The sequence below is a fragment of the Marisediminitalea lipolytica genome (assembly GCF_001758465.1).
Classification (GTDB): domain Bacteria; phylum Pseudomonadota; class Gammaproteobacteria; order Enterobacterales; family Alteromonadaceae; genus Alteromonas; species Alteromonas lipolytica.
The window spans coordinates 37,919-56,654 of sequence record NZ_MJIC01000011.1 but is presented as its reverse complement, the minus strand read 5'-3'; the positions used below and the strand labels follow the sequence as shown (position 1 = coordinate 56,654).

Genomic DNA, 18,736 nt, shown 5'->3' with positions numbered 1-18,736 from the left:
ACACCCTGTATCGCCATTTTTATCCCGTCCTCTAAAGCTTTACTTTCCTACTCAGTTCCACGGCTCTCTTTACATTGGGACAGTCCCTGAGAAAACTCGTCAAATAATTACTCCTTCGTCAACGTTAAAGCTCGTAATTGTATAAAAAATGAACTAGCCTGTTAGTTCAATCCACAATGATTAAACAGGGACGGTTAGTATGTCACAAGTATTGTCACAGCCGACCCGTAATGACGAAAGGGTCAAAACCCTGGATTTTTGTCGCGGTATTGCGGTGCTCGGTATATTTCTTTGCAATATTGCTTTTATGGCAGTGCCCTTTGAAGGACTGATGTCATTCAGCTATCGCGAATCCATTCCATTTTTACAGAATTTTGTGTTCGTCTGGGGAATGTTTTTTGATGGCACCCAGCGTGGGATCTTCTCACTGTTATTTGGCATAGGGATGCTCATCTTTCTGGAACGCAACAGCAGTAAAATAGGCCCAGGCCCTGCCGCAGACCTTTATTTCCGGCGAATTGCCTTCTTGTTTTTGTTTGGATTAATGAATGCATACTTGTTTTTGTGGGGCGGAGATATATTAGCACCTTATGCGTTCTACACCTTTATTGCATTTGCTTTTAGAAACAGCTCGCAGAAAACACTTATCACAATGGCTTCAGTATTGATCGTGATTTTATCGCTGATAGTCGTTGCTGGTTCACTGTCTACTCTGGAAGAGCATAAAGCCTATCAGGCGGCGCAAACGATTTCAGATAATGGCGGGGAGTTAACCGAGGAGCAGCAGAAAGCCATTGATACGTGGGAAAAGAAGCCCGATATGGAGGCTATTGATAAAACCGTCAAAGCCGCAACATCCGGAATCGGTGGAGCCTGGAAAAACAGTTTTGCAGAACTAAGCATGGTATTAAGCTATGTTTATTACGGTTCGCTTTTCGATATTATTCCGATGTTTTTTCTGGGTATTGTATTGTACCGATGGGGAATATTTAAAGCGGATTTCCCACTGACTAAGTTAGTTTATCCGGGGATTTTGCTGGTGGCGAGTGCCTGGATATGGCGATATTTTGATGCCTATTATGGCACCATGGTTTTTGATCGGGTGCTTTCAGCGTACATCGCGCCTCTTGGCCCGCTCGTCAGAGCCATGTTAACTCTGGGTTATACCTTCCTTTTTATCGCGGCTTACCGCTATACGTATCGTCTTTTTATTGCCAAAGCGTTAGTTGCTGTTGGACAAATGGCACTGACAAATTATCTCTCACAATCCATTGTTGGTGCGGTGCTGTTTTATGGCTTTGGCTTATATGGTGTGTTGAATGGTGCAGAGATTATGCTGGTTGTGTTTGCGGTGTGGTTTTTCCAATTAACCGTGTCCAGCATATGGTTACAATATTTTCGATTCGGACCATTCGAATGGCTGTGGCGCAGCCTGACCTATGGGCAATCGCAGCCTTTCAAAAGACGTTCCGTACAATTGAATGTCGCCTCCGTTGAGCCGTAACGGCCGGTTGCTACCTTTCAGGCGGATGTTCGGCTAAGCGGTCGATCTTCTGTTCCAGCTGTTTTAGTTGTTGGCTGATATCGGCTACCGTGGGTTCATCCTGATGGGCTTCACGGTAGGCCTTGGCATTCTCCTCTTCCATCACATTTACCACGATACCAATCACCATGTTGAGGAAGGCAAACGCCGTAAAGAAGATAAAACTGAGATAGTAGAACCAGCTTAGCGGATACACCTCCATGGTTTCGTACATTACGTCGGTCCAGTCTTCAAAGGTCATCACCCTGAATAGCGTAAGCAATGAAATGGTGATATCGCCCCATAATACCGGATTAATGTCTTCAAACAGGGTGCTGCCAATGGCGGCGTAGATGTAAAAAATAATAAACATCAGCAGCATTACATAACCCAGCTGCGGCAAGGCTTTCATCAACGACACTAACAGTATACGCAGCTCGGGAATAATCGAAATCATCCGTAATACCCGGAATACCCGAACCAAACGGGCAATCAGCGCGGTGTCGCTGTTTTCCATTGGCAATAAACTTACCAGCACGATCAGGGTGTCAAACCAGTTCCAGAAGCTTTTAAAAAAGTCCAATTTACGTTTTTCAGCCAAAAAACGGATGGTGATTTCGACCAGAAAGAAGGCACTGATTAACCAGTCCAGTACGTTGGTAATATGATTGACCGTGCTCGGCATGTCATAGGTTTTTGCGCCGACCAATAACGCCGAAAACAAGATTACACCAATAACAAAAAGCTCGAAGATCTTGTTTGACCGAACCTGTTCAAACTTCAGCTGGAGTTGGGATGCCTTCATAGTGGTTTAGTTTCGTTGAGAAATTTAATAAAAAAAGATTATAATATCTGACACATAGAATTATTACAGACCATATCATGGACGACAGCAGCGAAAGTTTGCAAGCAAAACTCTCTCAACTTTCTGACCAGCTCAACAACTTGTCTCCCAGTGTTGAAGAAGCGCACCGGATAAAAATGGCCATGGAAGATATTCTGGCCCGCCTGGAAGCGCTAAAAAGCCCTTTTAATTCTTCTTCAGCAGACTAATAACAGCCAGTCACAAAAAAACGCGCCACTGAGGCGCGTTTTTCATTATGGCGTCTTAATTAACCGTTGGCAGACGCTTCTTTCATGCCCTGACTGATCAGCTCAATGTCCTGAGCGGTAAGATTACCCGCGGCTTGTTTTAGCGTCACCATGGCCTGAATAAAGTCATAGCGTGCGCCGGATAAGTTAGCCCGGGCATTAAACAGATTTTGTGTACTGTTTAGTACGTCCACGATGGTACGCGTACCCACATCAAACCCTGCTTCAGTGGCTTTTAACGCACTTTCAGCCGACAGCACCGCTTGCTCAAGAGCGCGGATTGTTGAAATAGCCGCTTTAACATCATTATACGAACTACGAACAGACTGAACTGTCTGGCGATGGGCCAGCTCTAAGTCCTGACCAGCGCTAACAAATCGTGCGCGGGCCTGGTCGGTTGTCGCAACAACCTGCCCTCCCTGGTAGATTGGCACAGAGACGTTGATGCCTATACTTTGACTATCGTAGAAGGGAGTATCATTGTTAAACAGTGGCGAGCTTTGTTTCGTCTTGCTTTGACCGTAAGAAGCGGTCAGCCCTAACGTTGGGTAGTGACCAGCCGTGGCGATATCAATTTGCATTTTAGCCACATCCATCGCCAGGCGTTGGGACAGCAACGTCAGGTTTGAGCTTTCTGCAATGTTCAGCCACTCCGTTACCGCCTGAGGTGACGGGGATGAAGCCGCAAACCTTGAGGTATCCAGCACATCCAGGTGGTCGTGATATTTACCGGTAATTACACGTAGCGCTTCACGCGCCAGTTCAATCTGGTTTTCAGCCACAATCTCTCGTGCCACGGTATTATCGTAATTAGCCTGGGCTTCGTGTACGTCGGTGATAGCAGTTAAGCCCACTTCAAAACGTTGTTTGGTTTGTTCCAGCTGGCGTTCGATAGCGCGTTTTTCTGCTCGCACAAAATCCAGATTATCCTGAGCGCGGAGGACATCCAGGTAAGCGGTAACGGTGCGAACAATTAATTGCTGCGCAGCAGCAGCGTAGGTGGCATCGCTTTGTTCCGCGCTGAGTTCAGCCTGATCCAGCCCTAACCAACGTGAATGGTCGTACAGTGACATGTTTAAATCTAATGACCAACTGGTGCTATCTGTGTCTATTTCAGTTTCAACGGGTGTTAATATACGTTCACCATTAACGGTTTCCTGAAGGTTTTGCACCGTTTCGCGACTCGAAGTACTGTAGCCCAGCGAGCCAGAAAGTTGTGGAAGCAATGCCGCGCGGCTAAGAGGAATGCCCTGATAAGCAGCATCACGTTGCGCTTTTGCGCTTTTAACAACCGGATCGTTGGCCATGGCTTGTTGATAAACGTCCAATAAGCTATCTGCTAATACCGGTGTGGTCATGCCCAGACCAAGCATCAGCGATAAAAGTGTTTTTTTCATGTGTGTGCCTTCAATCTCAACTGTGTTTACTAACTATTGTGGTTGGGTGTATTTGACGATAGATTTTCGCACTGCCCTGTCGTCCGGGCCTGTGTTTGCCCTGTTCCGTCACCCAAAATACTAATTGTTGTCTGTTACTATGGTGTACTTTAAGAAAATCGTAATGCAAAAGACACTTAAAACTCGTAACAGAAGTGGCGTAAGTGTAACAGAATATGTGTCTTTACCGCCTGAGAGTCTAATGCAAAATTATAAATACACTCATGAACGTAAATATTCAATGGCGTATATTAACTGGTTTAAGCAATAAATGAGAATGCAATGACAGCGAAAATTCAACGTTTCAACTCAGATGACGTCAAAGTCGCCGCAATTAAGCCTTTATACGAAGGTTTTTTTACAATGGTTCGATACGATTTTACGCACAAAAAATACGACGGTAGCTGGAGTAATACGGTTAGCCGCGAGATTTTTGAGCGAGGGCACGCCGTGGCGGTTTTGCCTTACGATCCGGTGCTGGAAGAGTTCGTATTAATAGAGCAGGTTCGCATTGGCGCATTGCCCACCACGGACTCCCCCTGGCTGATAGAAATTATCGCCGGCATTATTGACGAAGGCGAAAGTCAGGAGTCGGTGTGTCATCGCGAGGCGCAGGAAGAAGCCGGTATCGGCCTGACCCATCTGACCAAGGCGCTCAGTTATCTGGCAAGTCCCGGTGGTACCACGGAGCGTTTGCACGTTTACGTCGCCTGTACCGATGCCAGTAAAGCCGCCGGAGTGCATGGGCTGGAATACGAGTCAGAGGATATTTTAGTCCACCGGGTTGCAGAGCAAACAGCAAAGGAATGGCTGGCAAACGGTAAAATAGACAACGCAGCGAGCATAATTGCGTTACAATGGTTCTTTATGAACAAGCAAACTTTGCTAGAGCAGTGGCAGTCCGGTGACCGTAAACAAGCGTAAATACGTACCTGATTTACCAACCTTACAGGCAATCTGTGAGCGTAATTACGTGCACCTGCTATCCATGCTGCCCGACTGTGACACCGAAGATCTCACTTATCGTTTTACGGCGGGTAAGGGGCTCTCCTACAGTGTGCAAATAATTGAGTCAGCGCGTTACACCAGTACTATTCTGGTGGAGCAGGTCAATGTGGCAACGCCGGGTTATCTTAAGCCTTCAATGACGGTAAGACTGTATCACGATGCCCGTATGGCTGAGGTTATCTCAAGTCAGAATGCCGGTGCACTGGCACCTTCCTACGAATACCCCAATGCAAAAATGCGCCTGCGCAACGAAAAGCACATGGTTAATCTGTTTCTCACCGAATGGCTGCATTTCTGCTTAAACCACGATGCGCAACCCATCGCCTCAACCTGAATGAAGTTAGTTCAGATTTCAGACTGCCACCTGTTTGCTTCTGCGCACACTCTGGGCTATGGCAACATTAATCCCGCACTATCGTTGCAAAGCGTGCTCGCGCTGGCATTACAACAACAGCCAGATGGACTGTTATTTACCGGCGATATCTCGGGCGATGACAGCGCGCAGAGTTACCAGCTTTTTTCAGATATTTTAACCCGTTGTTGTCCTGGGGTGCCTTGGCGGGTGATCCCCGGTAATCATGATAACAACCCGTATTTTGATCAGGCGCTTGGGGCTAACTGGTTACAGGCTGGTCAGCCATGGCGATTGGATGGGGTAATGGTGCATGGACTGGATACCCGTTATACCGGCACGCAGGGCATTATTGTCCCGCACCAGCTGGATGCCATTACAAAAGCGATAGTGTCTGAGCCAGAAATTAACCATGTGCTGGCTATTCATCATCACCCGGTGGCAACCAACAGCTGGATGGATAATCACGCTTTGCATGGCGTGGATGCACTGGCCAGGTGGTTAACAGAGCAACCCGTCAGTCTGGTGTTACATGGTCATATCCATGCCGATACTCAGGCTGAGCTAAGTGCCACTCCCATTCTTGGTGTGCCATCTTCTTCCTGGCAGTGGCAGCTCAGCGCTGAGTTTGGCCTGGCGCCATCCCAAGCCGGTTTACGTCTGATAGAAAGTGATGAAAACCACCGTTTATCCAGCCGAATTATCAGGATAGCCGCGCAATAAAACAGGAGTGTTAATGTCGTCGTTACTCTACTTACATGGTTTCTTAAGTTCCCCTGCGTCAGTAAAAGCAACGCAAACCCGGGACTACTTACAACAACATGCTCCGGGCGTAGCTGTTATTTGCCCCGAGCTGGAAAATAGCCCGGCCAGACTTAAACCGCAGTTGCTTGAATTAATGGCCGGTCATGCGGAGCTTTCTGGTGGCGACCTTCGGGTGATTGGTAGTTCGATGGGAGGCTATCTGGCAACCTGGCTGGTTGAGCAATACGGCGGAAAAGCAGTGTTGGTGAATCCGGCGGTGAGACCTTTTGAGCTGCTGGCGGGTTACCTTGGTGAGCATATTAATCCTTACACCAATAAACACTTTGCGCTTAATCAGGATGACATTGGCCATATACAGGCGTTTTATCAACCCACGCTGGCCCGGCCCGCCAATTATAGAGTTTTGCTGCAAAGCGGTGATGAAACCCTCGATTACCAACAGGCAGTAGCCCATTATCAGGGGGCAGAGCTTTGCATCGAGGAGGGCGGTGACCATAGTTTTGTCGGCTATGAGCAACATTTACCGTCAATAATGAGGTTCCTTTATTTGCAGTAAAGCCAGCCTGAACAGGCAAATTGCGCTTCTTACAGACCCCTGATAACATCAGTTAAAAGGTTGCAATATTCATGCTTTATTATCGCTTTGGTATTGCAGCACCGGTGTAGCTAAAAAAGAAGAATAATCACAACAATGTCGAATCAATATAACTCTGATGCTATTGAGGTTTTAAATGGACTGGAGCCGGTTAAACGGCGTCCGGGGATGTATACCGATACCACCCGCCCAAACCATCTGGGGCAGGAAGTTATAGATAACAGTGTTGACGAAGCGCTGGCCGGCCATGCCACTAATATAAAAGTGGTGCTACATGAGGACCAGTCTCTGGAAGTGGTTGATGACGGTCGCGGTATGCCGGTGGATATTCACCCGGAAGAAAAAATATCCGGTGTCGAACTCATTATGACCAAGCTGCATGCCGGTGGTAAGTTCTCGAATAAAAACTACGAATATTCCGGTGGTTTGCACGGGGTAGGTATCTCCGTGGTAAATGCGCTGTCTACCCGGGTAGAAGTCACCATTCGCCGTGATAGTCAGGTTTATCTTATTGCCTTTGCTAACGGCGATCGGGTTGAAGATTTGCACGTTATCGATAGCTGCGGTCGTCGCAATACCGGCACCAGCGTGCGCTTCTGGCCCGATGCTCAGTATTTTGATTCGGCTAAATTCTCGGTCTCAAAACTTTGTCACAACCTGCGCGCTAAAGCCGTCTTGTGCCCCGGGCTGCGCATTAAGTTTGAAGACAAAGTTAATAAAGAAACCCACGAGTGGCACTACGAGGATGGCCTTCAGGATTACCTGTTAAGCGCGGTAAAAGATTACATTACGCTGCCGGAAGATATTCCTTTTACCGGCAGTTTTAGCGGCAACGGCGAAGCCGCTGACTGGGCGGTTATGTGGCTGCCTGAAGGCGGCGAGCTCACTACCGAAAGTTACGTAAACCTTATTCCCACCGCTCAGGGCGGAACCCATGTTAACGGGCTGCGTCAGGGATTGCTGGAGTCCATGCGGGAGTTTTGTGAATTCCGCAGTTTATTGCCACGCGGCGTTAAGCTAACCCCCGATGATATCTGGGACCGCTGTGCCTATATCCTGTCTACTAAAATGCACGATCCGCAGTTTGCCGGCCAGACTAAAGAACGCTTGTCGTCACGTCAGGCGTCGGCATTTGTATCCGGTGTGGTTAAGGATGCATTTAGTCTGTGGTTAAACCAACACACTGATATCGCCGAAGCACTGGCAGAGATGTGTATTAACAATGCTCAGCGTCGCTTGCGTCAGAACAAAAAAGTGGCGCGCAAAAAAGTAACTCAGGGTCCTGCGTTGCCGGGTAAGCTTACCGATTGTGGCTCGCAGGATATTACTCAGTCAGAATTGTTCCTGGTAGAAGGTGACTCGGCGGGTGGTTCAGCTAAGCAGGCCCGTGATCGTGAATTTCAGGCGATCATGCCGCTACGCGGTAAAATCCTCAACAGCTGGGAAGTGGATTCCAGTCAGATCCTGGCCTCCCAGGAAATTCATGATATTTCGGTAGCGCTGGGCATCGACCCGGACTCCGATGATTTAAGCGGGCTGCGCTATGGCAAGATTTGTATTCTGGCCGATGCAGACTCCGATGGACTGCACATTGCTACCTTATTATGCGCGCTGTTTGTTCGTCATTTCCGCGCACTGGTTAATGCGGGACACGTTTACGTAGCCATGCCGCCGCTATTTCGTATTGATGTGGGCAAAGAAGTATTTTACGCCCTGGATGAGTCAGAAAAGCAAGGCATACTGGACCGCATCGAAGCCGACAAAAAGCGCGGTAAGGTAAATGTGCAGCGGTTTAAAGGTCTGGGCGAAATGAACCCGATTCAACTGCGCGAAACCACCATGGATCCCAATACCCGCAGATTGGTTCAGCTTACGGCCGACGATGCTGAGGATATGCTGGAAATAATGGATATGCTGCTGGCCAAAAAGCGTTCTGGCGATCGCAAAACCTGGCTGGAGAGCAAGGGTAATCTGGCCGAGGTTATCTGATGCAACACAAGCAAGCGCTAGATGTTCAGGCGGTATTATTTGATCACGATGGTACCCTGATTAACTCCGAGGCTGTTCATTTTGCGCTGTGGCAGGAAACACTGCGGCCCCACAACGTGGAGCTGACAGATGCCTATTACAACCAAACCATGGCTGGTGTACCCACTACACAAAATGGCATTGATGTAGTAAATGATTTCGGCCTGACCATAGACCCGGCTGAACTGGCTTCCACCAAAGCGAGCCTGACCGAAGCGCATCTGCGCAAGCAACCTTTTCCATTGATGCCTGGCGCTGAAGAAACCTTCGCCCTGTGCCGCAAGCTGGGGCTTCGTACCGCTATCGTAACAGGTGGCAGCCGCTTTTCGGTAGAACGGACACTGGAAAGCTATGGGTTTGCAGACATTGTCGAATGTGTGGTTGCCGTTGATGATGTTGTAAACAGTAAACCCGCCCCGGATTGTTATTTAATGGCGCTGGAGCAGATGCAACTGACAGCTTCACAAGTGGTGGCAGTAGAAGACACCGAACATGGACTGGCCTCGGCGGTTGCCGCAGGTATTCGATGCGTGACCATACCAACTCAACAATCAGCCGGTCACGATTTTTCTGCTGCCAGTGCAGTGTATACGAGTTTGTCTGAATGGACAGCGAACGAGCTTAACCGCTAATTACTCAGGAAAGGATATCTTCAATGTTTGGCCGTATTGTGTTGTTTATTTTTTTACTGCTGGTGTCAGCCATCGCTCTGGTCGCGGTGCTGGTGGTAGATACCGCGCCTGCTGTTAGCCGCGTGTCTTCACAGCAGGTAGATAATGCCGATACGGTGCATGAGTTACTGCGCCAGATAAAAACCAGTTTGTCGGATCGTCATTCTCAGCAAACCGTTGCTGTGTCTCAGGCCCAGTTTGAAAGTCTGATGGGATTTGCCCAGCGCGCCCTGCCAGGCTTTAATGGCGCCGTGGATGTTAGTGCCGGGCAAACCGAAATTTCCGCCAGTGTGGCATTACCGGCCCCCGCCGATGGCTATTTTATTAATTTGTCTGCGTTGATATTGCCGGGGCAGGGCGTGGATATTGAGCATGTGCAGATTGGCAATTTAATGTTACCCGGCGATAAAACCCTGGCTGCTGCGGTATGGCTGGTGGACAAGTTTACCAAGAGCGACGTGGCCAGTACCGCCGCTAACCAAATCACGCAGATTACCATGACAGACGAGCGGTTGGTGCTGGACATGCGTCCCCTTGACGAACTGTTACAGCAAATTGATGTCGCGCGTGAAAATGTCAGCAGTGGCGTGGATGAGTTGGGTACTTTGACTACAGATTACCTGGCTTATGTGAATAGTTCGCCGCTGGGCAGTTCTCCTACGCCGCAATCGGTGGCCAGTTATATTAACCTGGTATTCAGCCGTGCTAACGAACTCAGCGCTGATGATACCCGGGTGATGCACAATCAGGCGGCATTACTTTCGCTAGCCATCTTCTTAGGTGATCACCGCATTGCGGGGCTGGCCGGAGCAAGTCATCCGGCAGGAGTGGCGAGCGAGTCTAAGGCTCCCGCAGTACTGGCGCAACGTAACGATCTGGCCCGACATTTTACTATATCTGCGGCGTTACAAATTTTGTCTCAGCAGAATATGACTATGGCCATAGGCGAATTTAAGGAGCTTATGGACAGAGCCCGGGGCGGCAGTGGTTATAGTTTTGTGGATTTGGCGGCAGATATGTCTGGCATTGAGTTTGCCAAAGCGGCGAGCGAGTCTGACTCTGCATTAAAGCTGCAAAAATTGGCGGTAAAAGGTTTGAAGGAACGGGATATCCTGCCGTTTATCGGTGGGCTGCCAGAAGGACTGAGTAAAGCTGAATTCAGCTATCGCTACAGTGAGGTAGACAGCCCGGCGTACCGCAAGCAGGTTGCTGAGATTCAGCAACGCATTGATAATCTGCCAATTTACCGCTAATCGGGCGGGTTATTTTTTAATGCTGCTGGCAAATTGATGCAGCGTGCTCAGCGCCAGCTCGATTTTTTTTACTAAGGGTACCAGCGCCTGTTTTGCCGCATCATTGTCGAGCTGCTTAAGGGCCTGCCAGTCAGTGGCGATTTCTTCTACGTAAGGGCCAAATCGCTTAGAGCGGGTGGTAAAGCCGCTGTCTTCAGCGAAAATGGCAGCAAACTTACCTTGTTGTTGATGTTGCAACTGATCCAGCATCTGATCAGCGTCGACCGCTTTGCGATAAAGTGTTTGTAGCGTTTCCTGTAATTGCTGGTGAACAGAATCCAAAGAGCGCTCCTTTTTAAAACAGAAAAAAGTCTAAAGAATAATCAAGTACTGCCGATATAGCAGTGAGGTGGGCAATTCTGCCCACTTTTTAACATTGCTACAAGCAAATAAGGAAACTGGTATGGATATTCAAGGCTCAGGTGCCTCTGGAACGTCCGGTGCATCGCTTGAGTTGGCTTCACTCAAGCTGGCCAAAGGTCAGCAAGAGCAAGAAGGTAAAGCGACGCTTCAGCTGCTGGAAGCAGCCGCTGACGTACCAAAACCTTCATCCGCAAATCCGGCTATCGGCGCCAACATCGATACGTACGCCTGATTAGTGATTAACCCTAAGGGTACCCCCTCAGGGTTAATCCTGTGGATGCAGACGTAAGTCAATTGGCGTTTTGCCAGGCTGGCCACCAATTTCGGTAACGAGTTTGGGAACCATAAAGCCTGGCAATCGCTTTATCACTTCAGCCATTATGGCTCTGGCTTGCGCCATATCAATATCGAAATGCGCGGCCCCTTGTACCTTATCCAGTAAATGCAGGTAATAGGGCATAATTCCGGCGTCAAACACCGCTTCGTTTAACTCTGCTTGTGTCTCGGCCGAAGCATTTACCCCTTTAAGCAATACCGCCTGATTAAGCAGTGTAACGCCAGCCTGTCGTAATGGTGCTAACCTGTCGATGAGTTGTGGGGAAACTTCCTTAGCATGGTTAATGTGTAATACCAGCACCTTTTGCAAAGGGAGATTGATAAGCCACTGGTAAAAAGCGTTATCGAGTCGTTCAGGCATTACTACGGGTAGGCGAGTGTGAATTCTTAACCGCTTTATATGAGGCAGGGCGGCCAGTTTTTCAGCCAGTGCTGCCAGCTTATCGTCCCTGGCCATTAACGGATCGCCACCTGAAAGAATCACTTCGTTGATTTCCGGGTGCTCTGCAATGTAGGCGATATTAGCCTCCAGTTGCTGCTGGCTCAGTGAGTTTTCGGCATACGGGAAATGGCGGCGAAAACAATAACGGCAATTAACCGCACAGCCACCTTTAACAATTAACAACACCCGGCTTTGATATTTATGCAGTAAGCCGGGATTGGCAGTATCGTGCTCTTCCAGCGGGTCGGCACTGTAACCAGGCGCGGTTAAAAACTCCTGATTGCTGGGTAAAACCTGCAATAACAGCGGATCCTGCCAGTTGCCTTTTTCCATTAATGAGGCGAAGTGACGGGGTACCCGCATAGGGAACAAGCGGCGCGCTTCCGCGTGTGTACCAAAGTCTGATGGGTCTAAATTAAGGTATTTCAGCAATGAAAAAGGATCGGTAAAACCGCTGGCTAACTCTTTTTGCCAGTTTTGCTCTACAGATATGCTATTTTTTTGTATTATTTGCGCCACTAAAACTAAAACCTACCGTTTTTTATTGAGGAATTATGGCTAATTTCAGCACTAACGAGTTCAAAGCGGGCCTGAAAATCATGCTCGACGGTGAACCTTGCAACATTCTTGAAAACGAATATGTTAAACCAGGTAAAGGCCAGGCTTTCAACCGGGTTAAGATTCGTAAACTGATTTCTGGCAAAGTGCTGGAAAAAACCTTTCGCTCTGGTGAATCAGTGGAAGGCGCAGACGTTATGGATACCGAACTGGCCTACCTGTACACCGACGGCGAATTCTATCACTTTATGAATAACGAAACATTCGAACAAATCGGTGCAGATGAAAAAGCCGTAGGTGAAAATGTTAAGTGGCTGGTAGAAAACGATGTTTGTACCATCACTTTATGGAATGGTAACCCCATTACCGTGACGCCGCCTAACTTTGTAGAGCTGGAAATCACCGAAACCGACCCAGGCCTGAAAGGTGATACAGCGGGTACGGGCGGTAAGCCAGCCACGTTATCAACCGGCGCTGTTGTTCGTGTGCCACTGTTTGTACAAACCGGTGAAGTTATCCGAGTAGATACCCGCACAGGTGATTACGTTTCCCGCGTACAAAAATAACCTACATGCCGCGCGCCAGGGAAACGGTGCGCGGTTAGAATCTCTTACCTATGACAACTCAAACAGACTGGCAACCTACCGCTTCACTTCAGGCATTGCGCCAACGCGCTCAACTTTATAACGAAATTCGCCAGTTTTTTGCGGCTCGTGATGTACTGGAAGTTGATACACCGTCGCTTTCCCACAGCACCGTTACCGACGTATTCATAGAAGGGTTTTCTACGACCTTTGAACACGGCGACCGGGGCCACAACGAAACGCTGTATCTGCAAACGTCACCGGAATTTGCCCTGAAGAGACTGTTGGCCTGTTACCAGACATCGGTGTTTCAAATGTCGAAAGCCTTTCGGCATGAAGGCTTCGGCCGTTGGCACAACCCGGAATTTACTATGCTGGAATGGTATCGGGTGGGCCTTGATCATCACGGTCTTATGGACGAAATCAGTGAACTTCTGGCAGTAGTGCTTGAGGTAGAAAAGACCGAGCGAATGACCTACCAGCAAGCCTTTATCCAGTATCTGGACATTGATCCGCTGGCTGATACCACACAACGTATCGCAGAAGTGTTTAATCAGTGTGAGATAAATTTAAGCGACGAATATCCCATCGATCATGATGGCATGCTGCAACTGCTGTTTAGCTATCAAATTGAGCCTAAAATAGGTCAGCATTGGCCTTGCTTTATTTACGATTATCCGGCATCTCAGTCTTCGCTGGCTAAACTGAACGCCAATGACCCCCGCGTAGCGGACCGGTTTGAGCTGTACTACAAAGGCGCAGAACTGGCCAATGGCTTTAACGAGCTGCAAAATGCAGACGAGCAACGTAAACGCTTTGAACACGATAACCGCCTGCGCCGAACTTTCCGTTTTACCGAAAAACCGGTAGACGAGCGTTTTCTGGCGGCATTGCAAGCGGGTTTACCGGCCTGTGCCGGCGTTGCTATGGGCATCGACCGTATTCTGATGCTAAGGCATGGCTATACCCATATTGAGCAGGTGATTGCCTTTCCGGTGGAACGAGCTTAGCAGAGTTGTACGCGCAGCACTAAAAAGGGTTAAGCGTGTAACCTTGTTGTTGCAGCAGCGCGTGGGCGCTCATTGCCGACAGCGCCACTTCCACACCAGAGATAAAATCTGCTTTTTCATAGCCGTGGGCCGCCGCTGACTGACCACAAACAATAACCCGGACATTGTGCCTCAGCAAAGCATCTATCAGCCTTATGTTAGGGTTAGCAGCCTGCTGCTTTTGTTGATAGGCAACAGCGTTAAGCAAATCCAGGGTTGCACCACCATGAACCACCAAAGCCAGTGTGATATTTTGTGCTGGTACGCCGCTGGCCACATGCATATTTATAAACCTTGCCAGACTATCAAACTGACGGTTTAAACTTCCGGCATCGGCCCCTTTGGCCACATCAAAGGCGACTTTAAAGTGGGCTGATGCATCAAATTGTACGCCCTCGACAGTAGTTTTTTTGCCGAAGTCAGTAAACACCGGGCCCGCAGTGAATTCAGCAGCAGTGGCAGTACCGCCTGACAGAAGGCTGGCAAATAACAGTATGGCCCTGAATTTTAAAGCACAATTTTTGTTCACAATGGCATCCCTCGAGAAGGTTTTAATTAGATTCAGAATTAGTGTTAGTCTCATACCATAGCGAATTCTTTTGTTTAATGACACCTCCTGTACAGGGTTAAAAAAACAGCGCGTACCAAAAGGCTTCAGCAGTATCCCCACCATTTACTTAGCGCTTTATGTAAGTGTGTATTTACTTTTATTTGGCTTGCCTCAAGCTTTTACTGCTCTTTCACAGACGATGACTGACCTAATTTAAACGCTAAGTGGTGCTTGACGATCAATAGCTTTAACTAGTAATGTTATATTATAACGAAATGCACGTTGAAAGATAACGCAAGGGCAAGGCAAGTAATGTTAAGAAAATCTGTAATTGGTGCTGCTGTAGTAATGGCGCTAGGGGCTCAAGCCACCGTCGCCGCAACCATCGAAGGTAAAATTACCAATCAGGCTGGTACGGCTGTGGAAGGCGCAGAAGTCCGTATCGAGGGCTCTAAACAGGTCACTTTCACAGATGCCAGTGGCTACTATAAATTCAGTGATGTGAAAGCACCCCACGTTCACCTTCATGTTTATTCACCCGATTATATTCATGGTGATAACGATCTGGGCGATATTTCAGGTGACCAGGTCGCCGATTTTGTGCTGACACCGGTGTCGGTAGAAAATATCGTGGTAACCGCTAGTGTGCTGGGTTCTTCTGTACTGGAGTCGGTTACGCCGGTTTCAGTTATTGATGAATATCAGCTCCGTAAAATTCAGGCCGAGACACTGGGCGAGACCTTAAAAAATACGCCGGGGGTTCACAGCACTTACTTTGGCCCGGTAGCCAGTAGCCCGGTTATCCGGGGCAACGATGGCCCGCGGGTGAAGATTGTTCAGAATGGTCTGGATGTCTCTGATGTATCCCGCATCGGTCCCGATCACAATGTGGCGGCTAACAGTACCAGTGCAACCCAGGTCGAGGTGTTACGCGGTCCGGCCACCCTGCAGTATGGCAGCGGCGCTATTGGCGGTGTTGTAAATGTGGTGGATAAGCGCATCCCTCGCGAAGTGCCGGCTGGTCTGGAAGGGGATGTAGAAGCTAACTACGCCACCGTGAATGATGGCAAGTTTGGTCGTTTTAATCTTACCGGCGGACAAAACAATATTGCTTTTCACGTGGATGGGTTTAAACGAAAAACCGACAACGTCGATATTCCCGGCTATGCGTCTGTTAACCCTGATGAAGATGAGCAACCGGGCACGCTGGAAAGCAGTGCCATGGATACTACCAATATAACGGCGGGCTTGTCGTTGGCGGATGATCAGGGCTATTTTGGATTCTCAGTAGAGAAACTGGATAACCTTTACGGCGTGCCCGGTCATAGCCATCATCACGAAGAAGAACACGAGGGCGAAACCGAAGAAGAGCATGCCGAACACGCAGGTGAAGAAGGAACCAACCTGGATGTAGACATGACCCGGTATCAGGCAGCCGGTGAGTGGTATTCGCCTTTTAAAGGCATCAGCTCACTGAAATTTGGCGCTGCCTACACCGATTACGAACACGTTGAGATTGAAGACGGCCAGGTTGGAACCCGCTTTACCAATCAAGGCAGCGATATTCGGTTGGCAGCTACCCATGCAGACATTGATGCCTGGCACGGCGTGTTTGGTTTGCAATATCACAACAGCGACTACGCCGCTGAAGGTGAAGAAGCCTATACACCACCAACTGAAACCGAAAGCATGGCGTTGTTCCTCGTAGAGCAGAAGAAGTTTGGCTCAGTGATCCTTGAGTTAGGTGGACGCCTGGAGAGAACAACCTACAATGCCGATAGCATCGATTTTGAACTTGAGGTGGCTGAACATGAAGAAGAGCATCATGACGAAGAAGAAGGTCATGAAGACGAGCACCATGAAGACGAACATGAAGAGCACGAGCTGGCATTCAATTTTGATGAGTATGCATTTACCAGCAGCTCTTTGTCGGCCGGGGTAAACTGGGAATATACGCCAGGTTACTCTGTGGCCCTGACTTTATCGCGCAACGAGCGTGCACCAAGTATGCAGGAGTTATTCTCGGCCGGCCAGCATCTGGCTACGCAAACCTTTGAGGTTGGCCTGGTTTTCGATATGGATGAAGACGGCGAAGTCTCTGAAAATCTGCGCAGCGTAAAGGAAGAGGTGAGTAACAATATCGACCTTACCTTCCGCAAGTTCAGCGGCGACAGCGGTTATACCCTTTCGTTCTTCTACAATCAGGCGGATGATTATATTTATCAGAGTGCTACCGATTTGACTGCACTGGCTCACGGCCACGAGGAAGAAGAGGAAGAAGTTCATGACGAGCATGAAGAGGCAGAAGAGCATGAGGAACATGCAGAAGAGGGCACGCCGGTTTACTACTTCAACCAGGACGATGCCACCATCTACGGTGTAGAAGCGGAAGGGTTCGTAGACCTTAACGTCAACTGGCGCGTGAGTGTGTTTGGTGATTACATCCGCGCCAAGATTGACTCAGACAACCTGCCACGTATTCCGCCTTTACGCTTAGGCTCTACCATCAGTTATGAAGGTGAAGCGTTAAGCTCAGAGCTATCGGTAGTGTGGTATGACGATCAGACGAAAACCACACAGTACGAAACGGCTACAGATGGCTACACCCTGGTAAATGCCTCGGTAGATTACCGCCTGTCTGATACGCAGGACTGGACCGTATATGTGCGTGCAAACAACCTGTTTGACGAAGAAGCCCGGGTACATACCTCTTTTTTGAAAGATCAGGCGCCATTACCCGGTCGTAATTTTACACTGGGAACGCGTTTGAGTTTCTAGTGTGCTTTTCACTTCATTCCCATCTTTGCGGCCCCCGGGCCGCTTTTTTTTGCCTGTGCGCCAGCGACGGTGTGTAAAGAATTGTTAAGGAGTGCAAAGCTAAGCGAGGACAAAGAACCAAACCCCTGAGCAGGCGTCTCTTAAGCTGATTTTATCAATTTGAGGATGCCAACTTTAATGAATATTTCACTACCAACACTCTTACGCCTGGCAGTGGCGCTGACGATAGCAACATCGCCATCCTTTATATGCCTTTACCGAGGCCAAAAATTATTTTATTACGGTAGAACCGGCCGAAAATGCCGCCGGATACCAAATAAATATCGTCAATTAACCGGAATAACGGTAATATTTACCTGCCTGGCTGGGACAACAAAGACGCTCCCGGCCAGTATTCACAAGACTTTCACACCAGTGGCAACATAAATTCACAGCCTGCCGCAATTAATCTCCCGTAAGCTAAAAATAATTCAAATTGCGGGTACACTATACGATTCTTTTCTGTTATTATTTCGCGCCCTTTTTAGCGGGGTATGGTTTAAAAATGGCCAAAAAGGCCGTTTTTAACGCAATCGGAGACTCATAAGAGTCATAATTAACAGCGGAGCATTAATCATGATCCAAATGCAAACTAACCTGGACGTTGCCGACAACAGCGGCGCTCGCAGGGTTCAGTGTATTAAGGTTCTTGGTGGCTCGCATCGCCGTTATGCAGGTATCGGTGACATCATCAAAGTTGCAGTGAAGGAAGCAATTCCTCGCGGTAAAGTAAAAAAAGGTGATGTACTGAACGCAGTGGTGGTGCGTACTAGAAAAGGCATTCGTCGTGCAGATGGTTCTACTATCCGTTTCGATAGCAATGCAGCTGTTTTGCTTAATGCAAACAAGCAACCAATTGGTACGCGTATCTTTGGACCGGTAACCCGTGAGCTGAGAAGTGACAACTTCATGAAGATCATCTCACTGGCCCCAGAGGTACTATAAGGAGTCACGATAATGGCTAATAAAATTCGTCGTGATGATGAAGTAGTCGTATTAGCGGGTAAAGATAAAGGCAAGCAAGGCAAAGTCGTGCGTGTTCTGACATCTGAAGGCCGTGTAGTCGTTGAAGGTGTAAATCTGGTCAAGAAACACCAGAAGCCTAACCCACAACTGGGCGAAGCTGGCGGTATTGTTGAGAAAGAAGCATCTATTGACGTTTCTAATGTTGCGGTAGTTAACCCGGCAACGGGCAAAGCTGATCGCGTTGGTTTCCGTACGGAAGACGGTAAGAAAGTTCGTTTCTTTAAGTCTAACGGCGAACTCGTTTAATTTA

General features: G+C 48.5%; 20 protein-coding genes. 15 read left to right on the top strand and 5 right to left on the bottom strand.

The genetic code is table 11. The annotated features are described in order from the left end of the window. Positions 1–199: 199 nt before the first annotated feature. Positions 200–1,504, top strand: coding sequence for a DUF418 domain-containing protein (locus BFC17_RS10105; RefSeq protein WP_070176361.1), 1,305 nt, complete (start codon positions 200–202; stop codon positions 1,502–1,504). 10 nt (positions 1,505–1,514) lie between these two features. Here BFC17_RS10105 and BFC17_RS10100 read toward each other — a convergent pair whose 3' ends face one another. Further along, on the bottom strand, positions 1,515–2,327 hold the full coding sequence (locus BFC17_RS10100) for an ion transporter (RefSeq protein WP_070176360.1): 813 nt from the start codon (positions 2,325–2,327) through the stop codon (positions 1,515–1,517). Between the two features lie 77 nt (positions 2,328–2,404). On the opposite strand from BFC17_RS10100, the gene BFC17_RS22540 reads away from it, so the two are divergent. Beyond that, a complete protein-coding gene (locus tag BFC17_RS22540) occupies positions 2,405–2,575 on the top strand; it encodes a hypothetical protein (protein WP_175439560.1) in 171 nt (56 codons plus the stop codon). 59 nt (positions 2,576–2,634) lie between these two features. Here BFC17_RS22540 and tolC read toward each other — a convergent pair whose 3' ends face one another. Next, positions 2,635–4,011 (bottom strand): outer membrane channel protein TolC, encoded by a 1,377-nt coding sequence (gene tolC / locus BFC17_RS10095; RefSeq protein WP_070176359.1) that lies wholly within the window; start codon positions 4,009–4,011, stop codon positions 2,635–2,637. A gap of 321 nt (positions 4,012–4,332) precedes the next feature. Between tolC and nudF the strand changes: the two genes are divergently transcribed. The 7 genes from nudF (at position 4,333) to BFC17_RS10060 (ending at position 10,722) form a co-directional block, all read left to right on the top strand. Then, positions 4,333–4,974 (top strand): ADP-ribose diphosphatase, encoded by a 642-nt coding sequence (gene nudF, locus BFC17_RS10090; protein WP_070176358.1) that lies wholly within the window; start codon positions 4,333–4,335, stop codon positions 4,972–4,974. Continuing rightward, positions 4,955–5,392 (top strand): DUF1249 domain-containing protein, encoded by a 438-nt coding sequence (locus BFC17_RS10085; protein WP_070176357.1) that lies wholly within the window; start codon positions 4,955–4,957, stop codon positions 5,390–5,392. The genes nudF and BFC17_RS10085 overlap by 20 nt, the downstream gene beginning before the upstream one ends. Continuing rightward, positions 5,393–6,133 carry a metallophosphoesterase family protein gene (locus BFC17_RS10080; RefSeq protein WP_070176356.1) on the top strand — a complete coding sequence of 247 codons (741 nt, stop codon included), beginning with the start codon at positions 5,393–5,395 and terminating at the stop codon, positions 6,131–6,133. A 13-nt stretch (positions 6,134–6,146) separates the two neighbouring features. Continuing rightward, complete coding sequence (locus tag BFC17_RS10075) at positions 6,147–6,731, top strand: YqiA/YcfP family alpha/beta fold hydrolase (RefSeq protein ID WP_070176355.1); 585 nt, start codon at positions 6,147–6,149, stop codon at positions 6,729–6,731. A gap of 135 nt (positions 6,732–6,866) precedes the next feature. After that, a complete protein-coding gene (gene parE / locus BFC17_RS10070; RefSeq protein WP_070176354.1) occupies positions 6,867–8,759 on the top strand; it encodes a DNA topoisomerase IV subunit B in 1,893 nt (630 codons plus the stop codon). After that, a complete protein-coding gene (locus tag BFC17_RS10065) occupies positions 8,759–9,430 on the top strand; it encodes an HAD family hydrolase (protein ID WP_070176353.1) in 672 nt (223 codons plus the stop codon). The genes parE and BFC17_RS10065 overlap by 1 nt, the downstream gene beginning before the upstream one ends. 23 nt (positions 9,431–9,453) lie before the next feature. Next, positions 9,454–10,722, top strand: coding sequence for a YfiM family lipoprotein (locus BFC17_RS10060; RefSeq protein WP_070176352.1), 1,269 nt, complete (start codon positions 9,454–9,456; stop codon positions 10,720–10,722). 9 nt (positions 10,723–10,731) lie between these two features. Here BFC17_RS10060 and BFC17_RS10055 read toward each other — a convergent pair whose 3' ends face one another. Beyond that, positions 10,732–11,043 (bottom strand): hypothetical protein, encoded by a 312-nt coding sequence (locus tag BFC17_RS10055; RefSeq protein WP_070176351.1) that lies wholly within the window; start codon positions 11,041–11,043, stop codon positions 10,732–10,734. A gap of 121 nt (positions 11,044–11,164) precedes the next feature. Here BFC17_RS10055 and BFC17_RS10050 point away from each other — a divergent pair, with 121 nt between their 5' ends. Further along, positions 11,165–11,356 (top strand): hypothetical protein, encoded by a 192-nt coding sequence (locus tag BFC17_RS10050; RefSeq protein WP_070176350.1) that lies wholly within the window; start codon positions 11,165–11,167, stop codon positions 11,354–11,356. A gap of 33 nt (positions 11,357–11,389) precedes the next feature. Here BFC17_RS10050 and epmB read toward each other — a convergent pair whose 3' ends face one another. After that, complete coding sequence (gene epmB, locus BFC17_RS10045; RefSeq protein ID WP_070176349.1) at positions 11,390–12,421, bottom strand: EF-P beta-lysylation protein EpmB; 1,032 nt, start codon at positions 12,419–12,421, stop codon at positions 11,390–11,392. A gap of 35 nt (positions 12,422–12,456) precedes the next feature. Between epmB and efp the strand changes: the two genes are divergently transcribed. Both efp and epmA read left to right on the top strand, forming a co-directional pair. After that, entirely contained in the window at positions 12,457–13,026 is a 570-nt protein-coding gene (gene efp, locus BFC17_RS10040; RefSeq protein ID WP_070176348.1) for an elongation factor P, read from the top strand. Positions 13,027–13,076: 50 nt separating this feature from the next. After that, a complete protein-coding gene (gene epmA, locus BFC17_RS10035; RefSeq protein WP_070176347.1) occupies positions 13,077–14,054 on the top strand; it encodes an elongation factor P--(R)-beta-lysine ligase in 978 nt (325 codons plus the stop codon). Positions 14,055–14,073: 19 nt separating this feature from the next. Here the strand turns inward: epmA and BFC17_RS10030 are convergent, their stop codons facing one another. Beyond that, positions 14,074–14,622: a DsrE family protein gene (locus BFC17_RS10030; RefSeq protein ID WP_229681112.1), complete on the bottom strand. Its 549-nt coding sequence runs from the start codon at positions 14,620–14,622 to the stop codon at positions 14,074–14,076. A 333-nt stretch (positions 14,623–14,955) separates the two neighbouring features. Between BFC17_RS10030 and BFC17_RS10025 the strand changes: the two genes are divergently transcribed. From BFC17_RS10025 to rplX, 3 genes are all read left to right on the top strand, one after another. Continuing rightward, positions 14,956–17,421: a TonB-dependent receptor gene (locus tag BFC17_RS10025; protein WP_070176346.1), complete on the top strand. Its 2,466-nt coding sequence runs from the start codon at positions 14,956–14,958 to the stop codon at positions 17,419–17,421. A gap of 615 nt (positions 17,422–18,036) precedes the next feature. Next, a complete protein-coding gene (gene rplN, locus BFC17_RS10020) occupies positions 18,037–18,405 on the top strand; it encodes a 50S ribosomal protein L14 (protein WP_070176345.1) in 369 nt (122 codons plus the stop codon). A 12-nt stretch (positions 18,406–18,417) separates the two neighbouring features. Further along, the gene (gene rplX, locus BFC17_RS10015) at positions 18,418–18,732 is read left to right on the top strand and encodes a 50S ribosomal protein L24 (protein ID WP_070176344.1); all 315 of its coding nucleotides are present in this window, start codon (positions 18,418–18,420) and stop codon (positions 18,730–18,732) included. Positions 18,733–18,736: the final 4 nt, after the last annotated feature.